Source organism: Variovorax endophyticus (assembly GCF_025376855.1).
Lineage (GTDB): Bacteria > Pseudomonadota > Gammaproteobacteria > Burkholderiales > Burkholderiaceae_C > Variovorax.
In genome coordinates this window covers 113,955-132,987 of record NZ_JAHUTH010000011.1, presented here as the reverse complement: position 1 = coordinate 132,987, position 19,033 = coordinate 113,955, and the positions used below count along the sequence as shown (strand labels likewise).

Here is a 19,033-nt window from a genome sequence, read left to right as displayed (position 1 = left end):
GCATGGTGAACGTCTACGTCTCGAGCGTGATCGACGCGAGCGCCGACAACGTGTGGGCGCGCGTGCGCGACTTCAACGGCCTGCCGCAATGGCATCCGCTGATCGCCGACAGCCGGATCGAGAACAACCAGCCGGCCGACCGCGTGGGCTGCATCCGCCATTTCCACCTGCGCGACGGCGGCATGATCCGCGAGCGGCTGCTCGCGCTCTCGGACTACGACTACAGCTGCAGCTACGAGATCCTCGAGAGCCCGATGGGCGTGAGCCACTACACCGCCACGCTCAAGCTCACGCCGGTGACCGACGGCGGGCGCTGCTTCGCCGAATGGAGCGCCGAGTTCGACTGCGAGGAACACCGCGAGCGCGAGCTGGCCGACTCGATCGGCGAGGGCGTGTTCCAGGGCGGCTTCGATGCGCTGAAGCGGCACTTCGGGGGACGCTGATGCTGCAGCGGGTCGTGCGCTCCACCGTCATCGACGCGCCGATCGAGCGCGTGTGGGCGGTGCTGCGCGACTTCAACAGCCATGCCGACTGGCACGAGGTGGTGGAGGCCAGCCGCATCGAGGGCGACGAGCGCGGAGACCAGGTGGGTTGCGTGCGCAGCTTCACGCTGCGCGACGGAAACCGCATCCGCGAGCAGCTGCTGAGCCTGTCGGACAGCGAGCACAAAAGCACCTACTGCATCGTCGAGGCCACCCTGCCGCTGCAGCGCTACGTGGCCACCGTCACCCTGAAGCCCGTGACCGATGGCGACCGCACCTTCTGGCATTGGGAATCGACCTTCGCCACGCCGCCGGGCCGCGAACGCGAGCTGCGTGACACGGTGGCGCGCGGCGTCTACGAGGCGGGGTTCGAGAACCTGCGGCGCTACCTGGAGCGCGGGGCGCCCACGTCTTCCGTGGGCATCGCCGCATCGGCCGCGCTCGCGCTGCCGCGGCGCGGCGTGGGCCTCGAAGCCTATGGCGGCCCCGAGGTCCTGCGCCCGCGCGACGACGAAGCGGCGGCGCCGGCCGAGGGCGAGGTGCGCATCCGCCAGCGCGCGATCGGCGTGAACTTCCTCGACGTCTACCTGCGCCGCGGCTGGATGCCGTCGATGCTGCCGGTGTCGGAGGGCGCGCCCGGCGTGCCCGGCATGGAGGCGGCCGGCAGCGTGATCGATGTCGGCCCCGGCGTCAGCGGCCTCTTTCCCGGCGACCGCGTGGCCTACCTCGGGCCCATGCCCGGTGCCTACCGCAGCGTGCGCTCGGTGCCCGCGGACTGGGTGGTTCGACTGCCCGCGGCCGTCGAGGACGACGAGGCCGCGGCGCTGCTGCTCAAGGGCCTCACGGCCGACTACCTGCTGCGCGACCTCGGCCGCGTGCAGCGCGGCACGCGCATCCTCGTGCATGCCGCGGCCGGCGGCGTCGGCCTGCTGCTGTGTTCCTGGGCGCGCAGCCTCGGCGCGGTCGTGGTGGGCACCGTCTCGAGCGAGGAGAAGGCCCGCGTCGCGCGCGACCATGGCTGCGAGCACGTGATCGTCACGCGTGACTACCGCTTCGCCGATGCGGTGCAGCGCGCCTGCGGCGGCGTCGACGTGCTGGTCGACGGCCTCGGCGAGGCCGCGCGCGCCGAGAACCATGCGGCGCTCGCGCGCCGCGGCCACTGGATCAGCCTCGGCCAGGCCAGCGGCGCGCTGGCCGCGCTGCCGCCCGACCTGCTGATCGCCAAGTCGCTGAGCTTCTCGCGGCCCGTGGTGTTCGACTACGTCGCCACGCCCGCACAACTGGCCGAGCGCGCGCAGCGCCTGTGGGATGCGCTCGCCAGCGGCGCCATCCGCAAGCCGCCGATCGAACGCTTCGCGCTCGATGCCGCGGCGCGCGCCCATGAACGCCTCGAATCGCGCGCCAGCATCGGCGCCTTGGTTCTGCTGGCCTAGGGCCTGTTAACGCTATGCAAGGAGAACGCCCGTGATCGTCGGCATGAACCACTTCACCGTCACCGCGGAAGACGAGCGCCAGACGCTGGACTTCTACACCGGCCTGCTCGGCCTGCGCGTGGGCCACCGGCCCGACCTCGGCTTTCCGGGCGCCTGGCTCTACGGCAGCGGGCCGCAGGCCGTGCTGCACCTGTACTTCGGCCGGCCCGTGCCCGCGCAGCGCACCGGCGTCATCGACCACATGGCCTTCACGGCGCAGGACCTGCGCGCGGTGAAAGCGCGCTTCGACGCGGCGGGCGTGAAGTACGAATTGCGGCAGCAGGCGGGCGCGGGGACCTGGCAGCTGTTCTGCCACGATCCGAACGGGGCGAAGGTGGAGCTGGATTTCGATCCGGCGGAGACGCTTTAGGACAGGTGTTCCGCTGGCCTACCGACCCTTGGCGTGGGCCATGCCATCGCTCCAGATGTCTCGCATCTGTGCCAGCAGCTCCTTGGGAATCCGCGGGTCACGGGCCGCCAGGTCCAGTGTCTTGCCCATTCCCTCGGCGATTCGCGCGAGCACCCTTTCCGGCTTCGCGACCGCGCAGACCTTGCTGCCGAACTGCAGCAGTTCCTCGGTCGTCGGATAGGCCTTGGTGTGGCCCTTGCCGGCGAAGAGCTTGAGGGCCAATGTGCGGTCCTCGAGCTCGGGTCCGCCTTCGTAGCGCGTGTACCGGTAGAGGGACGTCGTCACCACGTCGAACATCGGCGCGAGGCGGCAGTCGGCCGCCGAGGTATAGAGCATGCCGTAGTTCTTGAGATGGCCGTCGCCGTTGCGCACCATGACGCTGAAAGCAACCTGCTCGAAGAAACGCTCGAGGTTTTCGATCGGCAACTGGAGGTACCGCATCAGCTCGGCGATGCGCTGGTAACTCCCGTGGTACTTCCGGTCGGATTGGATATCGCGCACGCGAAGCCCCATCAGCGCCGCGATGTCCTCGAAGGCGATGCGGGAGCCATCGGCGGCGATGTCGAAGCGGTCGACCAGCAGCAGTTGTCCGTCGTCCGAGAGGTCGAAGGTGGGTGTCTCGATGCCGGCGTGGCCGGCCGCTGTCAGGCACAGGAATTCGTTGGCCGACAGGCCGGGGTAGGACGGCGCGGCCGCCTTCACGATGATGGTGGGCACCGGAACGCTGACCCGGTCCGGCACCATGATCTTCGGCTGCATGCCGCCGATGCCGGCACCGGTGCTCATGTACGCCCGCACCAGTTCGTCGAACACCTCGGGCGTGTAGCGGGTGGCCAGCAAGGTCTTGCGGTCGATGAGCCGGGGCGCGGCGAGCGCCGGCGCCCCCGGCAGCCGGAAGCCCAGCCGGCCGATACCGTTCGACCCCACCACCGCGAGCAGGTGCATCGGGGTCAGCTCCTGCTTCGGAAACATGGCACGCAGCCGCAGGTACAGATCGCCCTCGGGCAGGTTCTGGTCCATCACCGCGAAGAGGTTGCCGTCCTGGTAGGTCGGCCGGGTCGGCGGCATGAGCAATGCGACCGAGGGCTGCTCAGTCTGGCTGTCCAGGTACCGGAACTCGTAGATCGAATGCTTGAGCAGTTGGCCGGCCGGCGCGCCGGCGATCTCGACCTCGAGCTGCCTGATCTTTTCAGGAAGCATCGTCGTCGTCCTCGTCCTGCCCGAAGCGCTGCGCGACTTCCTCCAGCGTGGGCATGCCCAGGCGCTCCAGGCGGATCGTGAGATCCATGGCGCGCAGGATGTCCAGCAGCGATGCGACGGTGATGTCCTCCCCGCGTTCGAGCCGATAGAGGACGTTGCGCGCGCGGCCGGAGCGCGCGGCGATGTCGGTCGCCTTCAGGCGGCCTTCCTTGCGCGCGCGTTGAATGGCTTGGCCGAGGTCGATAGGCAGCCTGATTTTGTCCTGCATACGCCACATTTTCCGGAAAAATCCAGAAAATGTCCATTATCCAGGACACTTTCGAAGAAGATCCGTTACGGGACCGCCCCCTTCACCCCCAACGCCTGCGACAGCCGCGCGCAAGCCTCGACCACCTGCCGCCCCAGCGCATCCACATGCCCTTCGCCGATGCGCGCGGCCGGGCCGAAGATGCCGATCGATCCCGCGACGCCGCGGCCGTTGTAGAACGGCGCGGCCACGGCCACGGCGCCTTCGATCAGTTCGTCGCGGCTGACGGCATAGCCGCGCTCGCGCGTGCGCTCGAGTTCGGCGCGCAGTTTCTTGAGGTCGATCTTCAGGTCCCTGGTGTACTGCTCCAGCCGTTCGTCGGCACCGGGCATGAAGGCCAGGATCGCGCGGCCGCTGGCGCCGCGCGCGATGCGCTCGGTGTAGCCGACGCCACGCTTGAAGTTCAGCGGCTGCGGGCTCGGCATCTCGGCCAGGCACAGGCGCATCTCGCCCTGCGCCACGAACATCGCGACCGTCTCGCGGGTCTCGCTCCACAGCCCGCGCATGATCGATTCGGCCAGCGCCGACAGGTCCAGCGTCTCGGTCCACACGTGCGACAGCCGCGCCACCGAGGGCCCGAGCCGGAAGCGCTGCGGGTCGCCGACCGAGACGATGAAGCCCTTGGTCTCGAGCGTGTAGAGGATCCGGTAGAGCGTGGGCCGGCTCAGGTCCACGCGCTGCAGCAGCTCGCCGGCGGTGAGCTCGGCGTCGTCCTTGGTGAACGCCAGAAGGATGTCGAGGGCGCGGTTGACCGCGCGCACGTTCTCCGAATTCTTCTCCTTCGGCTCCATGGCCCCTCCTGTGTCGTCGCTTTGCATCGCGGCATTTTCGCTTCCCGCCCGATCCCCTCCCCGCGCCGCACGGCCGCGCCGGCGCGGCCCGATTGCGCGATCGAATCTTGTCCGTATAATGAGCGTACAGTCCACACAATGGACAAAACGCACCGACAAGCGATTGGAGACACGATGAACCCCGCCACCCCTTCCCGCCTCCGCGGCCGCTCTCTGCTGGCGGGCGCCGCCCTCTTTCTTGCAGCCCTGGCCGCGCCCGCGCAGGCCGCCTACCCCGACAAGCCGGTGCGCGTGGTGGTCGGCTTCGCGCCCGGCGGCACCAACGACATCCTGGCCCGGCTGATCTCGGTCAAGCTCTCGGAGCGGCTCAAGCAGTCCTTCGTGGTCGACAACCGCGCGGGCGCCAACTCGATCATTGCGGCCGAGCTGGTGGCCAAGGCGCCGGCCGACGGCTACACGCTGTTCGTGGCCTCGTCGGGCGCGATGACGGTGAACCCGGCGGTCTACGGCAAGCTGCCCTACGACCCGGTCAAGGACTTCCAGCCGGTGGCGCTGCTGGGCTCGTTCCCGCTGGTGGTGACGACCAACGCCGCGTCGAGCGCGAAGACCATGGCCGAGCTCAAGGCGCTCGCGGCCAAGGCACCGGCCGGCGGACTCAACCACGGCGTGGCCTCGTCCTCGTTCCAGCTCGCGGCCGAGCTCTACACGAGCGAGGGCGGTGCGAAGTTCACGCACGTCAACTACAAGGGCACGGGGCCGGTCATCACCGCGCTGCTGGGCAACGAGGTCGACCTCGGCTTCCTCGACATCGCGGCGGTGCTGCCGCAGATCCAGGCCGGCCGGCTCAAGGCCGTGGCCGTGACGACAGCCAAGCGCTCGAGCGTGCTGCCGCACGTGCCGACCATCGCCGAGTCGGGCACGCCCGGCTACGACGTGCCGATCTGGACCGGCCTGGTGGCACCCGCGGGCACGCCCACCGAGGTGGCGGACCGCATCCGCGCCGCGCTCAAGGAAGTGCTGGCCGAGCCCGACACGGTGAAGAAGCTGCAGGCCCTCGGCATGGAGCCGGGCCATGTCGACAGCGCGGCCTTCGGCAGGCAGATCGCCGCCGACATCGCGCGCTGGACCGCGCTCGCGAAGAACGCCAACCTCAAGGTCGACTGACCGGCGCACCCAAGGAGCCAACGATGAGCGCCAGCGTCGCGATCACCCTGCTCTTCGCCGATGGCGGCACGCGCCGCGTCGATGCGAATCCCGGCGACACCGTCGTGGCCGCGGCCGCCGAGGCCGGGCTCCACCTGCTGACCGACTGCAGCAACGGCCAGTGCGGCACCTGCACCGCGCAGCTGGTCTGCGGCAGCGTCGAACTCGGCGACTACGACCGCGCCGTGCTGCCCGATGCCGACCGCGCGGACGGCGCCACCTTGTGCTGCGTCTCGCGCGTCACGACGCAAGACTGCGTGATCGAGCTGCCCTACGACCTCTCCGAGGCCACGGCCGAGGAGCCGCCGCCGATCGCGGGCACGGTCAGCGCGATCGAGCGCGTGGCGCTCGAGACGATGCGGCTCGAGGTCCGCGTCGATGCGCCCGTGACTTTCCAGCCCGGCCAGTACGTGCGCCTGCGCGCCGCGGGCAGCGAGGCCTGGCGCTCCTACTCGATGGCCAATGCCTCGGGCGACAGCACGCTGGTGTTCTACGTGCGGCTGGTCGACGGCGGTGCCTTCTCGAGCTGGCTCGCGCAGTCGGCCGCGGTCGGCGCCACGCTCGAACTCAGCGAGCCGCGCGGCAGCTTCTTCCTGCGCCAGGAACCGCGGCCGCGCCTGTTCGTGGCCGGCGGCACCGGTCTCGCGCCCTTCCTCTCGATGCTCGAGGCGATCGCCGCGCGCGAAGGCGCGGCGATGCAGCCGACCACGCTGCTGCTCGGCGTGCGCACCGGCGCCCACCTGTTCGCGCTCGAGCGCATCGAACAGCTCAAGCAACGGCTGCCGGCGCTCGAGGTGCGCCTGGCCGCCGAGGCCGAGCCCGGCGACGCCTGCCATGGCGGCTATGCCACCGACCTGATCGGCACGCTCGCGCTCGATCCCGCCACGCGCATCTACCTGTGCGGCCCGCCGCCGATGGTCGAGGCCGGCCGCAGTGCCGCGGCCTCGGCCGGCCTGGCGCGCGCCGACATGCTCTGCGAACGCTTCAACTGAAGCGCCGCTTTCCGATTCCCCACCCGACGCACACGACGACAAGGACGCAACGAATGACGACGACGACACCGATGGTCTATCACCGGATGGTCGACCTCAAGCAGGGCACGATCAGCCGCGAGATCTTCTCGAGCAAGGACGTGTACGAGGAAGAGCTCGAGAAGGTGTTCACGCGCGCCTGGCTCTTCGTGGGCCACGAGAGCCAGATCCCCAAGCCCGGCGACTACTTCACCTCGCGCATGGGCGCGGAGTCGGTGATCCTCACGCGCGACAAGAAGAACAAGGTGCACGTGTTCCTCAACTCCTGCCGCCACCGCGGCATGAAGGTGTGCCAGTACGACCACGGCAACACGCAGCTCTTCACCTGCCCCTATCACAGCTGGAGCTACACCACCGAGGGCAAGCTGTTCGGCGTGCCGCAGTTCAAGGCCATCTACGACGGCTGCCTCGAGAAGGAGAACTGGTCGCTGATCGAGGTCGCGCAGCTCGCGATCTACAAGGGCACGGTGTGGGCCACCTGGGACAAGGACGCGCCCGACTTCCTCACCTACCTGGGCGATGCGCGCGCGCATCTCGACCTCGCGCTCGACTGCCGCGACGGCCGCGAGGGCGGCTCCGAGGTGCTGGTGGGCGTGCAGAAATGGGTGATCCCCTGCAACTGGAAGTTCGCGGCCGAGAACTTCCTCGGCGACACCTATCACAACGTGAGCCACCGCTCGGTCGACCTGATCGGCATCGGCCCGAGCGCCGAGGTCGGCGTGAAGGGCCGGCGCGACAACGAGCTCGAGTACGCGCAGCACCTGTGGGTGAACTTCCCCGCCGGCCACGGCGTGCACAGCGCGCTGCTGCCGGAAGACACGCCCTTCGTCGACACCTACAAGAACAACCCGGTGATCGCCGAGTACTTCCGCCATTGCCACGAGGAGCGCAAGCGCCGGCTCGGCGCCGAGAAGAACCGGCTGGTGCCCTTCGTCGGCACCATCTATCCGAACACCTCGTTCCACGGCAAGCAGCCGCGCAACCTCTGCGTGTGGCATCCCAACGGGCCGGAGTCGACCGAGGCCTGGCGCTTCTTCCTGGTCGACGCCGACGCCCCGCAGGAGGTGAAGGACTTCCTGCGCACCTACTACATGCGCTATTCGGGTCCGGCCGGCATGACCGAGCAGGACGACATGGAGAACTGGAACTACGCCACCGCGGGCAGCCGGGGCACCATCGCCAAGCGCTATCCCTACAACTACCAGCAGTCGATGGGCAAGGTCACGACCGAGGGTCCGGTGCCCGGCAACGTCAGCCTGCAGGTCAGCGAGGAGAACCCGCGCCAGTTCTACCGCCGCTGGCGCGACTACATGGACGGCGCCGACTGGGACATCCTGCTGGGCCGCCACGACACCGGCGCGGCGAGCTTCGCCGAATGACGGCAGCGGAATCAACAGGCATGGCGCACCAGCCCGTCACCCTCGTCACCGGCGGCACCTTCGGCCTCGGCGAAGCCATTGCGCTCGAGCTGGCCCGGCGCGGCCACCGCGTGCTGGCCTTCGGGCTCGCGCAGCCGCAGGTCTCGAGCACCGCGCAAGGCCTCGAGGGCGTGCGCGCCGCGGCCGAGGCCGCGGGCCTGGCCGAGCGCATCGAGGTGCTCGAGGCCGATGTGTCGAGCGCCGCCGATGTCGAACGCGTGGTCGAACGCGCGCTGTCGCGCTTCGGCCGCATCGACGGCCTGGTCAACAACGCCGCCATCGGCCCGCTCGGCACGGTGCTCGACACGAGCGAGGAGATGTTCGACCGCATCCTGGCCGTCAACGTGAAGGGCGTGTACCTCGCCTCGCGCGCCGTCATCCCGGTGATGGCCGCGCAGGGCGGCGGATCGATCGTCAACATCGGCTCGGGTGCCGGCCACGGCAAGCCCAACATGGCGGCCTATGCGGCCAGCAAGGGCGCGGTGCTCGCGCTCACCACCGCGATGGCCTACGACCACTTCCACCAGCACATCCGCGTGAACCTCGCGATTCCCGGCGGCGGCGGCATCGTCTCGGGCATGAGCGTGGGCCGCGTGGGCGGCGACGCCGCGCTGTTCGCGGGCCGCAAGGTCGCGGGCACGGTGGCGGGCCGCCCGGCCACCGGGCGCGACCTGGCCAACGCCGTGGCCTTCCTGCTGTCCGACGACGCCGCCACCGTCTCGGGCACGGTGGTCGACGTCGGCTGCTTCGCGAACCAGGGCGGGCCGATCCCGCCCGCACCGAATTCCTGACCGAACCTCCCACGAAGGACGCATCGATGACCGAGACACTCACCGAACCGACCGCCGTCGCCAGCCCGCCGCCGAGGCCGCCACGCGACGCGCGCTACTACGAACTCAAGCGCGATATCGAGGAGTTCCTCTACGACGAGGCCGAGATGCTCGACCAGCGGCGCTTTCGCGAATGGCTGGACACGCTGGCCGAGGACCTCGTGTACTTCATGCCGATGATGTTCAACGTCAAGTTCGGCCAGCACGAGACGCGCGAGAAGACCCGCTACGAGAAGGACATGAGCTGGTTCAACGAGGGCAAGTGGACCCTGACCAAGCGCGCCGAACAGATCCTCACCGGCGTGCACTGGGCCGAGGAACCGCTGTCGCGGCTGTGCCGCCTCGTCACCAACGTGCAGCTCACCGCGATCGAAGAAAACGCCGCCGGCCAGCAGGAGGTGTCGGTGCTCAGCGGCTTCCTGATCTACCAGAACCGCTGCGAGCACGAGGAGTACTACTTCGCCGGCAAGCGCAGCGACGTGCTGCGGCGCGTGGACGGCCGGTGGCAGCTCGCGCGGCGCGAGATCCGGCTCGGCCAGAACGTGCTGCTGGCCAAGAACCTCACCATGTTCTTCTGAGGCCCGCCCATGCTGAACATCATGCACCTCGAGCCGGGCCGCCGGCTCGAACTGCGCAGCGGCGCCATCGGCGAGATCGTCGAGAACATGGGCGACGGCATCTGGGTGCAGCTGCGCATCCTGAGCGCGCCGCGCGGCGACTTCGCCGCGGGCGACGAAGAGCTGATCCATTGCGAGGACATCAAGGACCTCGCGCCCGACTGACATCGACACACGACGGGCAGGACCGGGCCATCGAAGCCCGGCCGTCCGTCGACGCCACCCACGAACCGGAGACAAGCCCCATGAAGATCCTTTCGACGCGCCTCGGCGCGCGTGCGCTCGCGAGCGCCGCCCTCGCCCTTTGCGCCTTCGCCGCCACGGCGCAGCCCTTTCCTTCCCGGCCGGTGACGCTGGTCGTTCCTTTCGCGCCAGGCGCCTCGGCCGACGGCATCGCGCGCATCGTCGGGCGCGAACTCTCGACCGCGCTGGGCCAGCCCGTGGTGGTCGACAACAAGCCCGGCGGCGGCGGCGCCACCGGCCTGATCGGCGTGGCGAAGTCCGCGCCCGACGGCTACACCATCGGCATGGGCGCCACCGGCGCGATCGTGGTCAATCCGAACCTGCCCGATGCCGCGCCGCTCAAGCCGCAGGAGCAGCTCGCGCCGGTCGCGAAGGTGGCCGACATCCCGCTGGTGCTGGTGGCCGGCGCGAAGACCGGGCTGCGCGACCTGCGCGGCTTCATCGAGAAGGCACGCGCCACGCCCGAGGGCACCAGCTACGGCACCACCGGCCAGTACACGGCGCAGCACCTCGCGGGCGAACTGCTGGCCAGCATGGCGAAGCTCAAGCTGGTCGCCGTGCCCTATCGCGGCAGCGGCCCCGCGGTGACCGACCTGCTCGGCGGCCAGCTGCCGGTGGCGGTGGTCGACCTGACCTCGGCGTATCCGCACATCAAGAGCGGCGCGCTGGTGGCGCTCGGCGTGACCAGCGCCACGCGCAGCGCGGTCGCGCCCGAAATTCCGACCCTCGCCGAGGGCGGCGTGCCCGGCTACTCGGCCACCGCGTGGATGGGCCTGTTCGCGCCCGCCAAGGCACCGCCCGAGGCGATCGAGAAGCTCGCGGGCGCGATCCAGGCCGTGGTCGCCAAGCCCGAGGTGCAGTCGCAGATCGTCGGGCTCGCGGCCGAACCGCGCTACCTCGGGCCGGCCGGCTTCAAGAGCTTCATCCACGCCGAGTCGGACAAGTGGGCGGGCGTGATCGCCTCCATTCCCGCGCCGCAGAAGTAGCCCGCCAAGGAGACGCCATGAACCGCCTGAAGAGATTCGCCAGCCTGCTCGGCCTCGCCATGCTGGCCGGCGCCAGCACCGCCGCGCCCTGGGCGCCCACCAGGCCGGTGCGCGTCATCGTGCCGATCACCGGCAGCACCAACGACACGGTGGCGCGGCTGGTGCAGCCGAAGCTGCAGGAGGCGCTGGGCCAGCCGGTGATCGTCGAGAACCGGCCCGGCGCGGGCGGCAACATCGGCGCTGACTACGTCGCCAAGTCGCCGCCCGACGGCCACACGCTGCTGGTGGGCTACAACGGGCCGATCGCGATCAACGCCACGCTGTTCCGCAAGATGCCCTTCGATCCGCGCAAGGACCTGGCGCCGATCACGCTGGCCGTGACCTCGCCGCAGTACCTCGTGGTCAATGCCGACCTGCCCGCGAAGACGCCGGCCGAGTTCGTGGCGCTGGCCAAGGCGCGCAAGGGCGGGTTGTCGTATGCCTCGGTGGCGGTGGGCAGCGCCTCGCACCTCACGATGGAGATGCTGAAGTCCGCCGCGCAGGTCGACATCACGCACGTGCCGTACAAGGGCGCCGGGCCGGCGTTGGTCGACCTCGTGGCCGGCAACGTGCAGAGCGCCTTCCTGGTGCCGGGCAACGTGCAGCAGTTCGTCAAGGACGGCCGGCTGCGCGTGATCGCGACCACGGGCGAGAAGCGCTTCGCGAACGTGCCCGAGGTGCCGACCATGGTCGAGTCGGGCTATCCCGATTTCGTCGCCACCTCGTGGGTCGGCTTCCTCGCGCCCGGCGGCACGCCGCGGCCCGTGATCGACCGGCTCAATGCCGAGATCGTGAAGATCGTGCGCTCGCCCGAGATCAGCGCGAAACTCCGGGAGCTGGAATTCGACGTGGTGGCCGGCTCGCCCGAGGATTTCTCGCGCTGGATCGACAAGGAAGTGGACCGCTGGGGTGCGGTCATCAAGTCGACCGGCGCCACCGTCGACTGACCAGCGCACCCACGATCCGAACGAAGAACCCAGGAGACACACGAATGACGATGGATGCGGCCTCGGCCCCACCCGCTCCCCCCGCGCCGGCCGGCATGCCGGCCGCCGAATGGACCGCCCGGCTCGACCTGGCCTGCTGCTACCGGCTGTTCGACCACCTCGGCTGGACCGAGCTGATCTTCAACCACATCACGCTGCGCGTGGACGAGGCCGGCGAGGGATCGGAAGCGCGCTACCTCATCAACCCCTTCGGCCTGCACTACGCCGAGGTCACGCCACTGAACCTGATCTGCACCGACATCGGCGGCAACTCGCAAAGCGAGAGCGCCTACACGGTCAACAAGGCGGGCTTCGTGATCCACAGCGCCGTGCATGCCGCGCGGCCCGATGCGCACTGCATCATGCACGTGCACACCACCGCGGGCTGCGCCGTCGCGTCGAAGGAAGAGGGCCTGCGGCACGACAACTTCTACAGCGCGATGATGTACGGCGACGTGGCCTACCACGACTACGAGGGCGTGACCACGAACCTCGACGAGCAGCCGCGGCTGGTGCGCTCGCTCGGCCAGGCCAACCACCTGATCCTGCGCAACCACGGGCTGCTGGCCGCGGGGCCCGACATCCCGACCGCCTTCAACCGCCTGTGGACCCTGCAGCGCGCCTGCGAGATCCAGCTCGCCTCCGATGCCGGGCGCGGACCGAACCGCGCGATTCCCGCCGAGATCCTCGAGACCGTGCCGGCCACGCGCGTCGCGGGGCGCGGCCCCGTCAACCGGCTGGTGTTCGAGGCCATGCTGCGGCGCGCGGGCATCTCGCGCGCGATGTTCGGCTGAGCGGGCGCCGCACGCCATGGCCGCCGGCAGCAAGGGCACCCTTCCCCCGCTGGACCGCGAATCCGCCGAGCCCTTCTACCGCCAGATCTACGAACGCTTTCGCAACGCCATCGCGAACGGCACGCTGAACCCGGGCGACCGCATCCCCTCGGCGCGCGCGCTCACGCAGGAACTGGGCCTGGCGCGCGGCACCATCGATGCCGCCTACGGCCTGCTCGCGGCCGAGGGCTACATCCAGGCGCGCGGGCAGGCGGGCACGGTGGTGTCGCCGGGCCTGCGGCCGCGCATGCCCCTGGCGCGCGAACGGCCCGCGCCCGCGGCCAGGCCCTACGCGCCGAGCTTCCGGCCCGATTCGATCCTGCCGTTCCAGATGGGCCTGCCCGCGCTCGACGTCTTCCCGCGCAAGATCTGGGCACGACTCGGGGCACGCGCCGCGCGCGCGATGCAGCCCATCGACATGACGCATCCGGCGGTGCCGGGCCTGCCCGCGCTGCGCGCCGGGATCGCCGCCTACCTGCATGTGTCGCGCGGCATCGACTGCGCACCCGCGCAGGTCTTCCTCACCTCGGGCTACCGCCACACGCTCGAGCTGGTCGCGCAGGCGCTGCTCGAACCGGCCGACCGCGTGTGGTTCGAGAACCCCGGCTATCCGCCCACGCGCGAACTGCTGGCGGCGATGCGGCTCGCGGGCGTGGCGGTGCCGGTGGACGCCGAGGGCCTGGTGGTGGACGAAGGCCTGCGGCTCGCCCCGAAGGCGCGCGCCGCGGTGGTCACGCCCGCGCACCAGAGCCCGCTGTGCGTCTCGCTGTCGCTGCCGCGCCGGCTCGCGCTGCTCGACTGGGCCCGGCGCAACCGGTCGTGGATCGTCGAGGACGACTACGACGGCGAGTACCGCTATGCCGGCCGCCCGCTGCCCGCGCTCAAGAGCCTGGACCGCGACGGCCGCGTGATCTATGCCGGCACCTTCAGCAAGGTGCTGTTCCCGAGCCTGCGGCTGGCCTACCTCGTCGTGCCCGAGGCGCAGGTCGGGCGCTTCGAGCAGGCCTTGTCGATGTTCGCGGGCGGCAGCCCGCAGCTCACGCAGGCGATCGTCGCCGACTTCATCGCCGAGGGCCACTTCGCGCGGCACATCCAGCGCATGCGCAGGCTCTATGCCGAGCGCCGCGATGCCACGCGCGCCGGCCTCGAGCGCGTGCTCGGCGCCAGGGTGCGCATCGACGAACAGCCCGGCGGCATGCACCTGATCCTGCGGCTGCAGGGCCGGCGCTCCGACCGCCGGCTGGTCGCGCGCATGCGCGAGGAAGGGCTGTTCGCGGAGGCCCTGACCGACTGGGCCGTCGACCGGGACATCGCGCCCGCGCTGATGGTGGGGTTCACGAACGTCGATTCGCAGGCCACGGCCGAGGCGCTGGCGCGGCGGATCCTGAAGCTGCTGTGAGCGAGCGGGAAGGCCGGATCATGGCCTAGTGCGCAAGGCCGATCTTGGCCCTTTCGAACTATGCCAAGCACGGGCACCATGAAGTCCTTCATCGCCACATCGCATCCAGAGGATTCCGTCATGACCCATCGCATCGACTACGCCAAGGTTTCGCCCGAAGGCTACAAGGCCTTCGGCGGGGTGTACGCCGCGCTCCAGAAGAGCGGCCTGCCCAAGGAACTGGTCGACCTAGTCTACCTGCGCGTTTCGCAGATCAACGGCTGCGCCTACTGCATCGACATGCATTCGCGCGACCTGCTCAAGGGCGGCCTCGCCGTCGACAAGCTGGTGCTGGTGCCGGTATGGCACGAGGCCGGCGCCGTGTTCGGCGCGCGCGAACGCGCCGCGCTGGCCTGGGCTGAAACGGTGACCCGCGTGGCCGACACCGGCGTGCCCGATGCCGACTACCAGGCCGCCAGAACCGAATTCAGCGAGAAAGAACTGGTCGACCTGACCTATGCCATCGGCCTGATGAATGCTTTCAACCGCCTTGGCGTGACCTTCCGCGCCACGCCGGCCGCGGCCGTGGCCGCCGCCAAGGCCTGAAGCGGCGGCCGCTCCCACGCGCAGGAGGCATTCAGTTACAGGCCCCATCGGCGCCGTCCGACGTGCCTTCCCCTGCGCCCCTCGCGATCATTACGGCCATATTCCTGGAGGTTCCCAAATGGCTGTGGCGCAAAAGAACTGGATCGCGGATGGCGGCGGCCACAAGGAGGCTTCGCTCGCCACATGGACCGTGCTCGTATCGCTGGTGGTGGTCGTCGTCACGATGGGCTGCCTCTACCTCGCGGTCCAGCGAGAGCGGGCGGCCGTGGCGCAGGCACCCGTGTCGGCCGTGTCGATGCAGACGCAGCCCGAAGAGATTTCGCTGGCGAGCATGCCGGTCGGGTTGGCCAAGTAAGGCCCGCTCGCGAAGCTCTCAGGCGAGTGGCCGCAGCGCCACGCCCATGTCCCGCCAGTCCTCGGGATGGCAGGTGAACAGCAGCACCTGGTGCCGCTGCGCCGCGTCGAACAGCACGCGCTTCATCTGCGCCAGGCGCGGCGCATCGCTGTGCACCAGCGCGTCGTCGAGGATCAGCAGGGTCGGACGGCCCGCCTCCTGCAGCAGGTCGGCATAGGCGAAGCGGCTGATGAGCCGCAACTGCTCGCGCGCGCCGAAGCTCAACTCCTGCAACTGCCCGCTCTCCACCGTGCCGCCCAGGCGCGCGCGCGTGAGCGTGGCGGGCGCGAGTCCCGCATCCATCTCGACCGTGGCGCCGGGCATCAGCAACGGCAGGTAGTGCTGCATGCGCGCCTGCAGCGGCGCCTGCAGCCGGGTCAGCGTGGCCTGGCGCTTCTGCTCCAACTTGCGGCACAGCAGCGACAGCGCCTCGGCGCGGCGTTGCAGGTCGGCCTGCCGGCGCTGCGCCTGCGCGAGCTGGCCGGCCAGCGCATCGCGCTGTTCCTCGAGGCCCTGGGCGCCGGCCTGCTGCAGGCCGCTCTCCAGCACCAGCAGCTGTTCGCGCCGCTGCTGGTGGCCGCGCATCAATTGCTCGATGCTGCGTCGCAGCCGTTCGATGTCCTGCAGCACGATGTCGGGTCGCGCGGCCCGCAATTCGGTCTCGGTGAGGTCGATGCGCGCGGCCAGGGCATCGGCCTCGGCGCTCGCGGCCAGCAGTTGCTGGTTGGCCTGCGCCTGGCGCTGCTGGCGGCCGGGGTCGGCCAGCGTGGCCTGGGCCGCGGCCAGTTCGCGCCGCGCTGCCTCGCTCGCGCCCTGCGCGGCCGACTGGCGGCGCTGCGCCTCGCCCAGGGTCTTGCGCAGCGCCTGCTCGGCCGCCACGGCGGCTTCCTGCGCGGCCTCGGCCTCTTCCATCGAGGGCAACTCGCCCGCGGGCGTTGCGGGCAGCCGTTCGAGCGCGACCTGCGCGCCCGCATGGCGTGCCTGCGCCTGGGCGTGCTCGCCGCGCAGCGTGTCGATGCCGCGCGGCGCGACGATCGCCAGCGCCTGCTGCGCGAGCCGGGTCTGGGCCTCGAGGTCGGCCGCGGCGCGCTGCCGCGCCTGGGCCTGCGCGACCTCGTCCACGCCGAGCGAACGCAACGCGGCCTGCAGCGCCTCGCGCGCATCGGCATGCTGGCGCGCCAGGCCCGCGAGGTCGTTGCCGCCGGGCGTGATGATCAGTTGGCCGCCGCCGGGCAGGTGCAGCGTGGCGGGCGCGTCGACGAGCCGTTCGCCCTCGGCGCGCAGCTCGTGGCTTTCGCCGCGCGCCTGCAGGCGCAGCGCCTGGCCTTCGGGCAGCATGAACTGCAATCGCGTGGCGACAGCCTGGCGGCGCAGGTCGGCATCGCGCTCGGCGCGCTCGAGCTTGAGCAGCCGATCGAGTTCGGTCGGCTGGATCGCCGGTGTGGAGGCGGCCGTGGCGCGCAGGGCCGCGAGCCGCTCCTGCGCTTCCTCGGCACGCGCGAGGTTCTCGGCATGGCGCACGACCTCGGCCTGGGCCTGCTGCAGTTGCTGCTGCAGGCCACGCCGCTGCGCTTCCTGGCTCGCCGCGCGCCAGGCCTCGCGCGCGGCATCGACGCGCCGTTGCGCCGCATCGGCCTGCGTGCGCGCCTGGGCCACGGCCTCGTCGCTCTCGCGCAACTGGCGCTCGGCCTCCTCGGCGGCCCGCTCGCGCGCCTGCGCGGTCGCCTGCTGTTGCGCCAGGCCTTCGAGCGCCTTGGCGAGCAGGTCGCGCGTCTCCTGCAGCTGGCGCAGCCGTGCGCGGTCGCCAAGCAATTGCGCCTGGCCGGCCTGCAGCGCCTCGTTGCGGGTCTGCGCGGCCTGCAGTTCCTCGCGCAGCGCATCCCAGGGCCGGGCCGTCTCGTCGGCCTGGTGCTGCTGGCGCATCAGCGCGAGCTGGTCGACCTGCTCGCGGTAGGTGGTGATCTGCGCATCGAGCGCGGCCCGCTGCGCCTGCAGCGCGGCGGCCTGCTCGATGACCTCGGCATAGGCGGCGCGCGGCTTGCCGGTCGAGGTCAGCAGCTCGTCGCGCTGCGCGCGCAGGCTGTCGAGCAGCGCATCGCCGCCGCTCGCGGCCAGCGGCGCCGCGGCATCGCCGGCCGGGTCGCGCAGCGCATCGTGCAGGTGGTCGCGCGCATGGCTCACGTCGAGCTCCTGGCCGCGTCCCTGCTCCACCCACAGCAGACCCGGAATGCCCCAGTTCTCGGGCCGGCTCGCGCCCTTGGCCGCGAACGAGAAACCGAACAGCTGTGCCAGGTGGTCCTCGGCCTCGGTGCCCTCGAGGCTGCGCGCGCCGGCATCGAGCACGCAGCGCTTCTTCGCGAGGAAGCTCTTTATGAGCCGGTGCGGCTGGCCGTCGAGCAGGAAGTCGAGCTCGACCTGCGGCGCGGCGCCCGTGCCCTCGCCCCAGGGGCGCAGGTCCTCGACCTGGGTGGAACGGTGGCGCTCGAAGAAGGCCGCGCGGATGGCGCGCACCAGCGTGCTCTTGCCGGCCTCGTTGGCGGCCGCGACGATGTTGAGCCCGGGCTCGAAGCCGTCGAGTTCGAAGGGCGCGCGAAAGCGCCGCAGCTGTTCGACACGCAAGCGGGTGATCTGCAGCTTCATGGCCGGGCCCCCTCCGCCGCGCCGCGCGCGAGTTCGGCCGCGAGCAGTGCGAGTGCGTCCTGCGCGATGCGCGCCTGCGCCGGGTCGGCGCCGGCCTGGGCCTCGCGCAGTTCCTGCATCACCTCGCCGAGGTAGCCATCGGCGCGCAGGCCGGCGATGTCCTCGTCGGTGGGCTCGAGCCGCAGCGCCGACAGGTCTGCCTGCAGATGGCGTGCACGCGCCTCCGCGCGGCCGATCGTGGCCTGCAGCCGCTGCAGCCCCGCGAGGTCGATGCGGCCCTGCACGCGCAGGTCGACCACGTCGTGCGCATCGAGCCCCTCGAGCTGCGCTTCGAGCGCATCGGCGTCGGTCGCGACCTGCAGCACGCCGGCGATGGCCTGCCAGCGAAAGCGGCCGACCGAGAGCTGCGTGACGCGCGGCTCGGCACCGGGCGCGTCGATCTCGACCAGCAGCGCCTGGCCCGAGCCGTTGTCCTTGAAGCGGTCGGGCTCGGGCGTGCCCGCGTACCAGGTGCGTGCGTCGATGCGCTTGCAGCCGTGCCAGTCGCCGAGCGCGAGATAGTCGAGCCGCGCGCTCGCCGCGCGCTCGGGCGCGATCGGGTTTGCCGAGTCGATGTCCTCCGACAGCAAGCCCTGCACGCTGCCATGCGCGAGGCCGATGCGCAGCAGGCCCGCGGGCGTGTCGGCCTCGTCGAACCAGGCCGTGAGGTCGTTGTAGGTGTGGCGCTGCGCGAGCGGCGCAGGCAGCACCGCGAAGCCCTGGGCCTCGAACAGGCGCGGCTCGGGCGCGAGCAGCAGGTGCACGTGGGGCGGCACCGCGCCCAGGCGCTGCGCGCGCGTCCACACGCTCTCGGCCAGCGCGGCGTCGTGGTTGCCGGGGATCAGCAGCCAGGGGCCCGGATAGGCGGCGAGCGCATTGAACAGCCGGCGAAGCGTGCGCTCGGACACGGTCTGGGCATCGAACACGTCGCCCGCGACCAGCACCGCGTCGACCCGGTGCTCGAGCGCGAGCGCGGCGAGGCGCTCGACCACGGCGATGCGCGCCTCGGCCAGGATCGGCGCGTGCTCGGGGTCGAAGCTCGCGAACTGGCGGCCGATCTGCCAGTCGGCCGTGTGGAGAAAACGTGTCATGAAAGGATGGGAGGGTGCGGCGCGCTAGCGCCGTGGCG

General features: G+C 70.8%; 20 protein-coding genes. 15 read left to right on the top strand and 5 right to left on the bottom strand.

From position 1 onward, the window contains the following. Positions 1 to 2: 2 nt before the first annotated feature. From KV106_RS16675 to KV106_RS16665, 3 genes are read left to right on the top strand one after another with little or no spacing between them, the layout of a single operon-like run. Positions 3 to 443, top strand: coding sequence for an SRPBCC family protein (locus KV106_RS16675; RefSeq protein ID WP_057592685.1), 441 nt, complete (start codon positions 3 to 5; stop codon positions 441 to 443). Beyond that, a complete protein-coding gene (locus KV106_RS16670) occupies positions 443 to 1,915 on the top strand; it encodes an SRPBCC family protein (RefSeq protein ID WP_261211163.1) in 1,473 nt (490 codons plus the stop codon). Before KV106_RS16675 ends, KV106_RS16670 begins: the two co-directional genes overlap by 1 nt. 31 nt (positions 1,916 to 1,946) lie before the next feature. Continuing rightward, positions 1,947 to 2,324, top strand: coding sequence for a VOC family protein (locus tag KV106_RS16665; protein ID WP_208512416.1), 378 nt, complete (start codon positions 1,947 to 1,949; stop codon positions 2,322 to 2,324). Between the two features lie 18 nt (positions 2,325 to 2,342). On the opposite strand, the gene KV106_RS16660 is transcribed toward KV106_RS16665, so the two are convergent. The 3 genes from KV106_RS16660 to KV106_RS16650 all read right to left on the bottom strand — a co-directional run bounded on the left by KV106_RS16660 (position 2,343) and on the right by KV106_RS16650 (position 4,661). Further along, the gene (locus tag KV106_RS16660; protein WP_261211161.1) at positions 2,343 to 3,563 is read right to left on the bottom strand and encodes a type II toxin-antitoxin system HipA family toxin; all 1,221 of its coding nucleotides are present in this window, start codon (positions 3,561 to 3,563) and stop codon (positions 2,343 to 2,345) included. Beyond that, positions 3,553 to 3,831: a helix-turn-helix domain-containing protein gene (locus tag KV106_RS16655; RefSeq protein WP_261211160.1), complete on the bottom strand. Its 279-nt coding sequence runs from the start codon at positions 3,829 to 3,831 to the stop codon at positions 3,553 to 3,555. Before KV106_RS16655 ends, KV106_RS16660 begins: the two co-directional genes overlap by 11 nt. Positions 3,832 to 3,896: 65 nt before the next feature. Continuing rightward, on the bottom strand, positions 3,897 to 4,661 hold the full coding sequence (locus KV106_RS16650; RefSeq protein WP_261211158.1) for an IclR family transcriptional regulator: 765 nt from the start codon (positions 4,659 to 4,661) through the stop codon (positions 3,897 to 3,899). A gap of 174 nt (positions 4,662 to 4,835) precedes the next feature. Between KV106_RS16650 and KV106_RS16645 the strand changes: the two genes are divergently transcribed. The 12 genes from KV106_RS16645 (at position 4,836) to KV106_RS16590 (ending at position 15,186) form a co-directional block, all read left to right on the top strand. Further along, on the top strand, positions 4,836 to 5,825 hold the full coding sequence (locus KV106_RS16645; RefSeq protein WP_261211157.1) for a Bug family tripartite tricarboxylate transporter substrate binding protein: 990 nt from the start codon (positions 4,836 to 4,838) through the stop codon (positions 5,823 to 5,825). Positions 5,826 to 5,848: 23 nt separating this feature from the next. Continuing rightward, entirely contained in the window at positions 5,849 to 6,856 is a 1,008-nt protein-coding gene (locus KV106_RS16640; protein WP_261211156.1) for a 2Fe-2S iron-sulfur cluster binding domain-containing protein, read from the top strand. Between the two features lie 53 nt (positions 6,857 to 6,909). Further along, positions 6,910 to 8,274, top strand: coding sequence for an aromatic ring-hydroxylating oxygenase subunit alpha (locus KV106_RS16635; protein ID WP_261211155.1), 1,365 nt, complete (start codon positions 6,910 to 6,912; stop codon positions 8,272 to 8,274). A gap of 20 nt (positions 8,275 to 8,294) precedes the next feature. Next, positions 8,295 to 9,104: an SDR family NAD(P)-dependent oxidoreductase gene (locus KV106_RS16630; RefSeq protein WP_261211154.1), complete on the top strand. Its 810-nt coding sequence runs from the start codon at positions 8,295 to 8,297 to the stop codon at positions 9,102 to 9,104. A 26-nt stretch (positions 9,105 to 9,130) separates the two neighbouring features. After that, on the top strand, positions 9,131 to 9,721 hold the full coding sequence (locus tag KV106_RS16625) for a 3-phenylpropionate/cinnamic acid dioxygenase subunit beta (RefSeq protein ID WP_057592676.1): 591 nt from the start codon (positions 9,131 to 9,133) through the stop codon (positions 9,719 to 9,721). Between the two features lie 9 nt (positions 9,722 to 9,730). Then, positions 9,731 to 9,925, top strand: coding sequence for a hypothetical protein (locus KV106_RS16620; RefSeq protein WP_057592675.1), 195 nt, complete (start codon positions 9,731 to 9,733; stop codon positions 9,923 to 9,925). A gap of 80 nt (positions 9,926 to 10,005) precedes the next feature. Then, a complete protein-coding gene (locus tag KV106_RS16615) occupies positions 10,006 to 10,989 on the top strand; it encodes a Bug family tripartite tricarboxylate transporter substrate binding protein (RefSeq protein ID WP_261211153.1) in 984 nt (327 codons plus the stop codon). Positions 10,990 to 11,006: 17 nt separating this feature from the next. Further along, a complete protein-coding gene (locus KV106_RS16610; protein WP_261211152.1) occupies positions 11,007 to 11,975 on the top strand; it encodes a Bug family tripartite tricarboxylate transporter substrate binding protein in 969 nt (322 codons plus the stop codon). A gap of 44 nt (positions 11,976 to 12,019) precedes the next feature. After that, positions 12,020 to 12,808, top strand: coding sequence for a class II aldolase/adducin family protein (locus KV106_RS16605; protein WP_064266408.1), 789 nt, complete (start codon positions 12,020 to 12,022; stop codon positions 12,806 to 12,808). 16 nt (positions 12,809 to 12,824) lie between these two features. Next, the gene (gene pdxR, locus KV106_RS16600; RefSeq protein WP_261211151.1) at positions 12,825 to 14,246 is read left to right on the top strand and encodes a MocR-like pyridoxine biosynthesis transcription factor PdxR; all 1,422 of its coding nucleotides are present in this window, start codon (positions 12,825 to 12,827) and stop codon (positions 14,244 to 14,246) included. Between the two features lie 120 nt (positions 14,247 to 14,366). Then, positions 14,367 to 14,831 (top strand): carboxymuconolactone decarboxylase family protein, encoded by a 465-nt coding sequence (locus KV106_RS16595; RefSeq protein ID WP_261211149.1) that lies wholly within the window; start codon positions 14,367 to 14,369, stop codon positions 14,829 to 14,831. A gap of 118 nt (positions 14,832 to 14,949) precedes the next feature. Next, positions 14,950 to 15,186, top strand: coding sequence for a hypothetical protein (locus tag KV106_RS16590; RefSeq protein ID WP_261211148.1), 237 nt, complete (start codon positions 14,950 to 14,952; stop codon positions 15,184 to 15,186). An 18-nt stretch (positions 15,187 to 15,204) separates the two neighbouring features. On the opposite strand, the gene KV106_RS16585 is transcribed toward KV106_RS16590, so the two are convergent. After that, positions 15,205 to 17,865, bottom strand: coding sequence for an AAA family ATPase (locus KV106_RS16585; RefSeq protein ID WP_261211147.1), 2,661 nt, complete (start codon positions 17,863 to 17,865; stop codon positions 15,205 to 15,207). Next, on the bottom strand, positions 17,862 to 18,995 hold the full coding sequence (locus KV106_RS16580) for a metallophosphoesterase family protein (protein WP_261211146.1): 1,134 nt from the start codon (positions 18,993 to 18,995) through the stop codon (positions 17,862 to 17,864). Before KV106_RS16580 ends, KV106_RS16585 begins: the two co-directional genes overlap by 4 nt. Positions 18,996 to 19,033: the final 38 nt, after the last annotated feature.

Bases quoted from the DNA above. Each gene is read 5' to 3' on its own strand.
- KV106_RS16675 (WP_057592685.1), top strand. From the start codon at position 3: ATGGTGAACGTCTACGTCTCGAGCGTGATCGACGCGAGCGCCGACAAC.
- KV106_RS16670 (WP_261211163.1), top strand. From the start codon at position 443: ATGCTGCAGCGGGTCGTGCGCTCCACCGTCATCGACGCGCCGATCGAG.
- KV106_RS16660 (WP_261211161.1), bottom strand. From the start codon at position 3,563: ATGCTTCCTGAAAAGATCAGGCAGCTCGAGGTCGAGATCGCCGGCGCG.
- KV106_RS16655 (WP_261211160.1), bottom strand. From the start codon at position 3,831: ATGCAGGACAAAATCAGGCTGCCTATCGACCTCGGCCAAGCCATTCAA.
- KV106_RS16650 (WP_261211158.1), bottom strand. From the start codon at position 4,661: ATGGAGCCGAAGGAGAAGAATTCGGAGAACGTGCGCGCGGTCAACCGC.
- KV106_RS16645 (WP_261211157.1), top strand. From the start codon at position 4,836: ATGAACCCCGCCACCCCTTCCCGCCTCCGCGGCCGCTCTCTGCTGGCG.
- KV106_RS16640 (WP_261211156.1), top strand. From the start codon at position 5,849: ATGAGCGCCAGCGTCGCGATCACCCTGCTCTTCGCCGATGGCGGCACG.
- KV106_RS16635 (WP_261211155.1), top strand. From the start codon at position 6,910: ATGACGACGACGACACCGATGGTCTATCACCGGATGGTCGACCTCAAG.
- KV106_RS16630 (WP_261211154.1), top strand. From the start codon at position 8,295: ATGGCGCACCAGCCCGTCACCCTCGTCACCGGCGGCACCTTCGGCCTC.
- KV106_RS16625 (WP_057592676.1), top strand. From the start codon at position 9,131: ATGACCGAGACACTCACCGAACCGACCGCCGTCGCCAGCCCGCCGCCG.
- KV106_RS16620 (WP_057592675.1), top strand. From the start codon at position 9,731: ATGCTGAACATCATGCACCTCGAGCCGGGCCGCCGGCTCGAACTGCGC.
- KV106_RS16615 (WP_261211153.1), top strand. From the start codon at position 10,006: ATGAAGATCCTTTCGACGCGCCTCGGCGCGCGTGCGCTCGCGAGCGCC.
- KV106_RS16610 (WP_261211152.1), top strand. From the start codon at position 11,007: ATGAACCGCCTGAAGAGATTCGCCAGCCTGCTCGGCCTCGCCATGCTG.
- KV106_RS16605 (WP_064266408.1), top strand. From the start codon at position 12,020: ATGACGATGGATGCGGCCTCGGCCCCACCCGCTCCCCCCGCGCCGGCC.
- pdxR (WP_261211151.1), top strand. From the start codon at position 12,825: ATGGCCGCCGGCAGCAAGGGCACCCTTCCCCCGCTGGACCGCGAATCC.
- KV106_RS16595 (WP_261211149.1), top strand. From the start codon at position 14,367: ATGACCCATCGCATCGACTACGCCAAGGTTTCGCCCGAAGGCTACAAG.
- KV106_RS16590 (WP_261211148.1), top strand. From the start codon at position 14,950: ATGGCTGTGGCGCAAAAGAACTGGATCGCGGATGGCGGCGGCCACAAG.
- KV106_RS16585 (WP_261211147.1), bottom strand. From the start codon at position 17,865: ATGAAGCTGCAGATCACCCGCTTGCGTGTCGAACAGCTGCGGCGCTTT.
- KV106_RS16580 (WP_261211146.1), bottom strand. From the start codon at position 18,995: ATGACACGTTTTCTCCACACGGCCGACTGGCAGATCGGCCGCCAGTTC.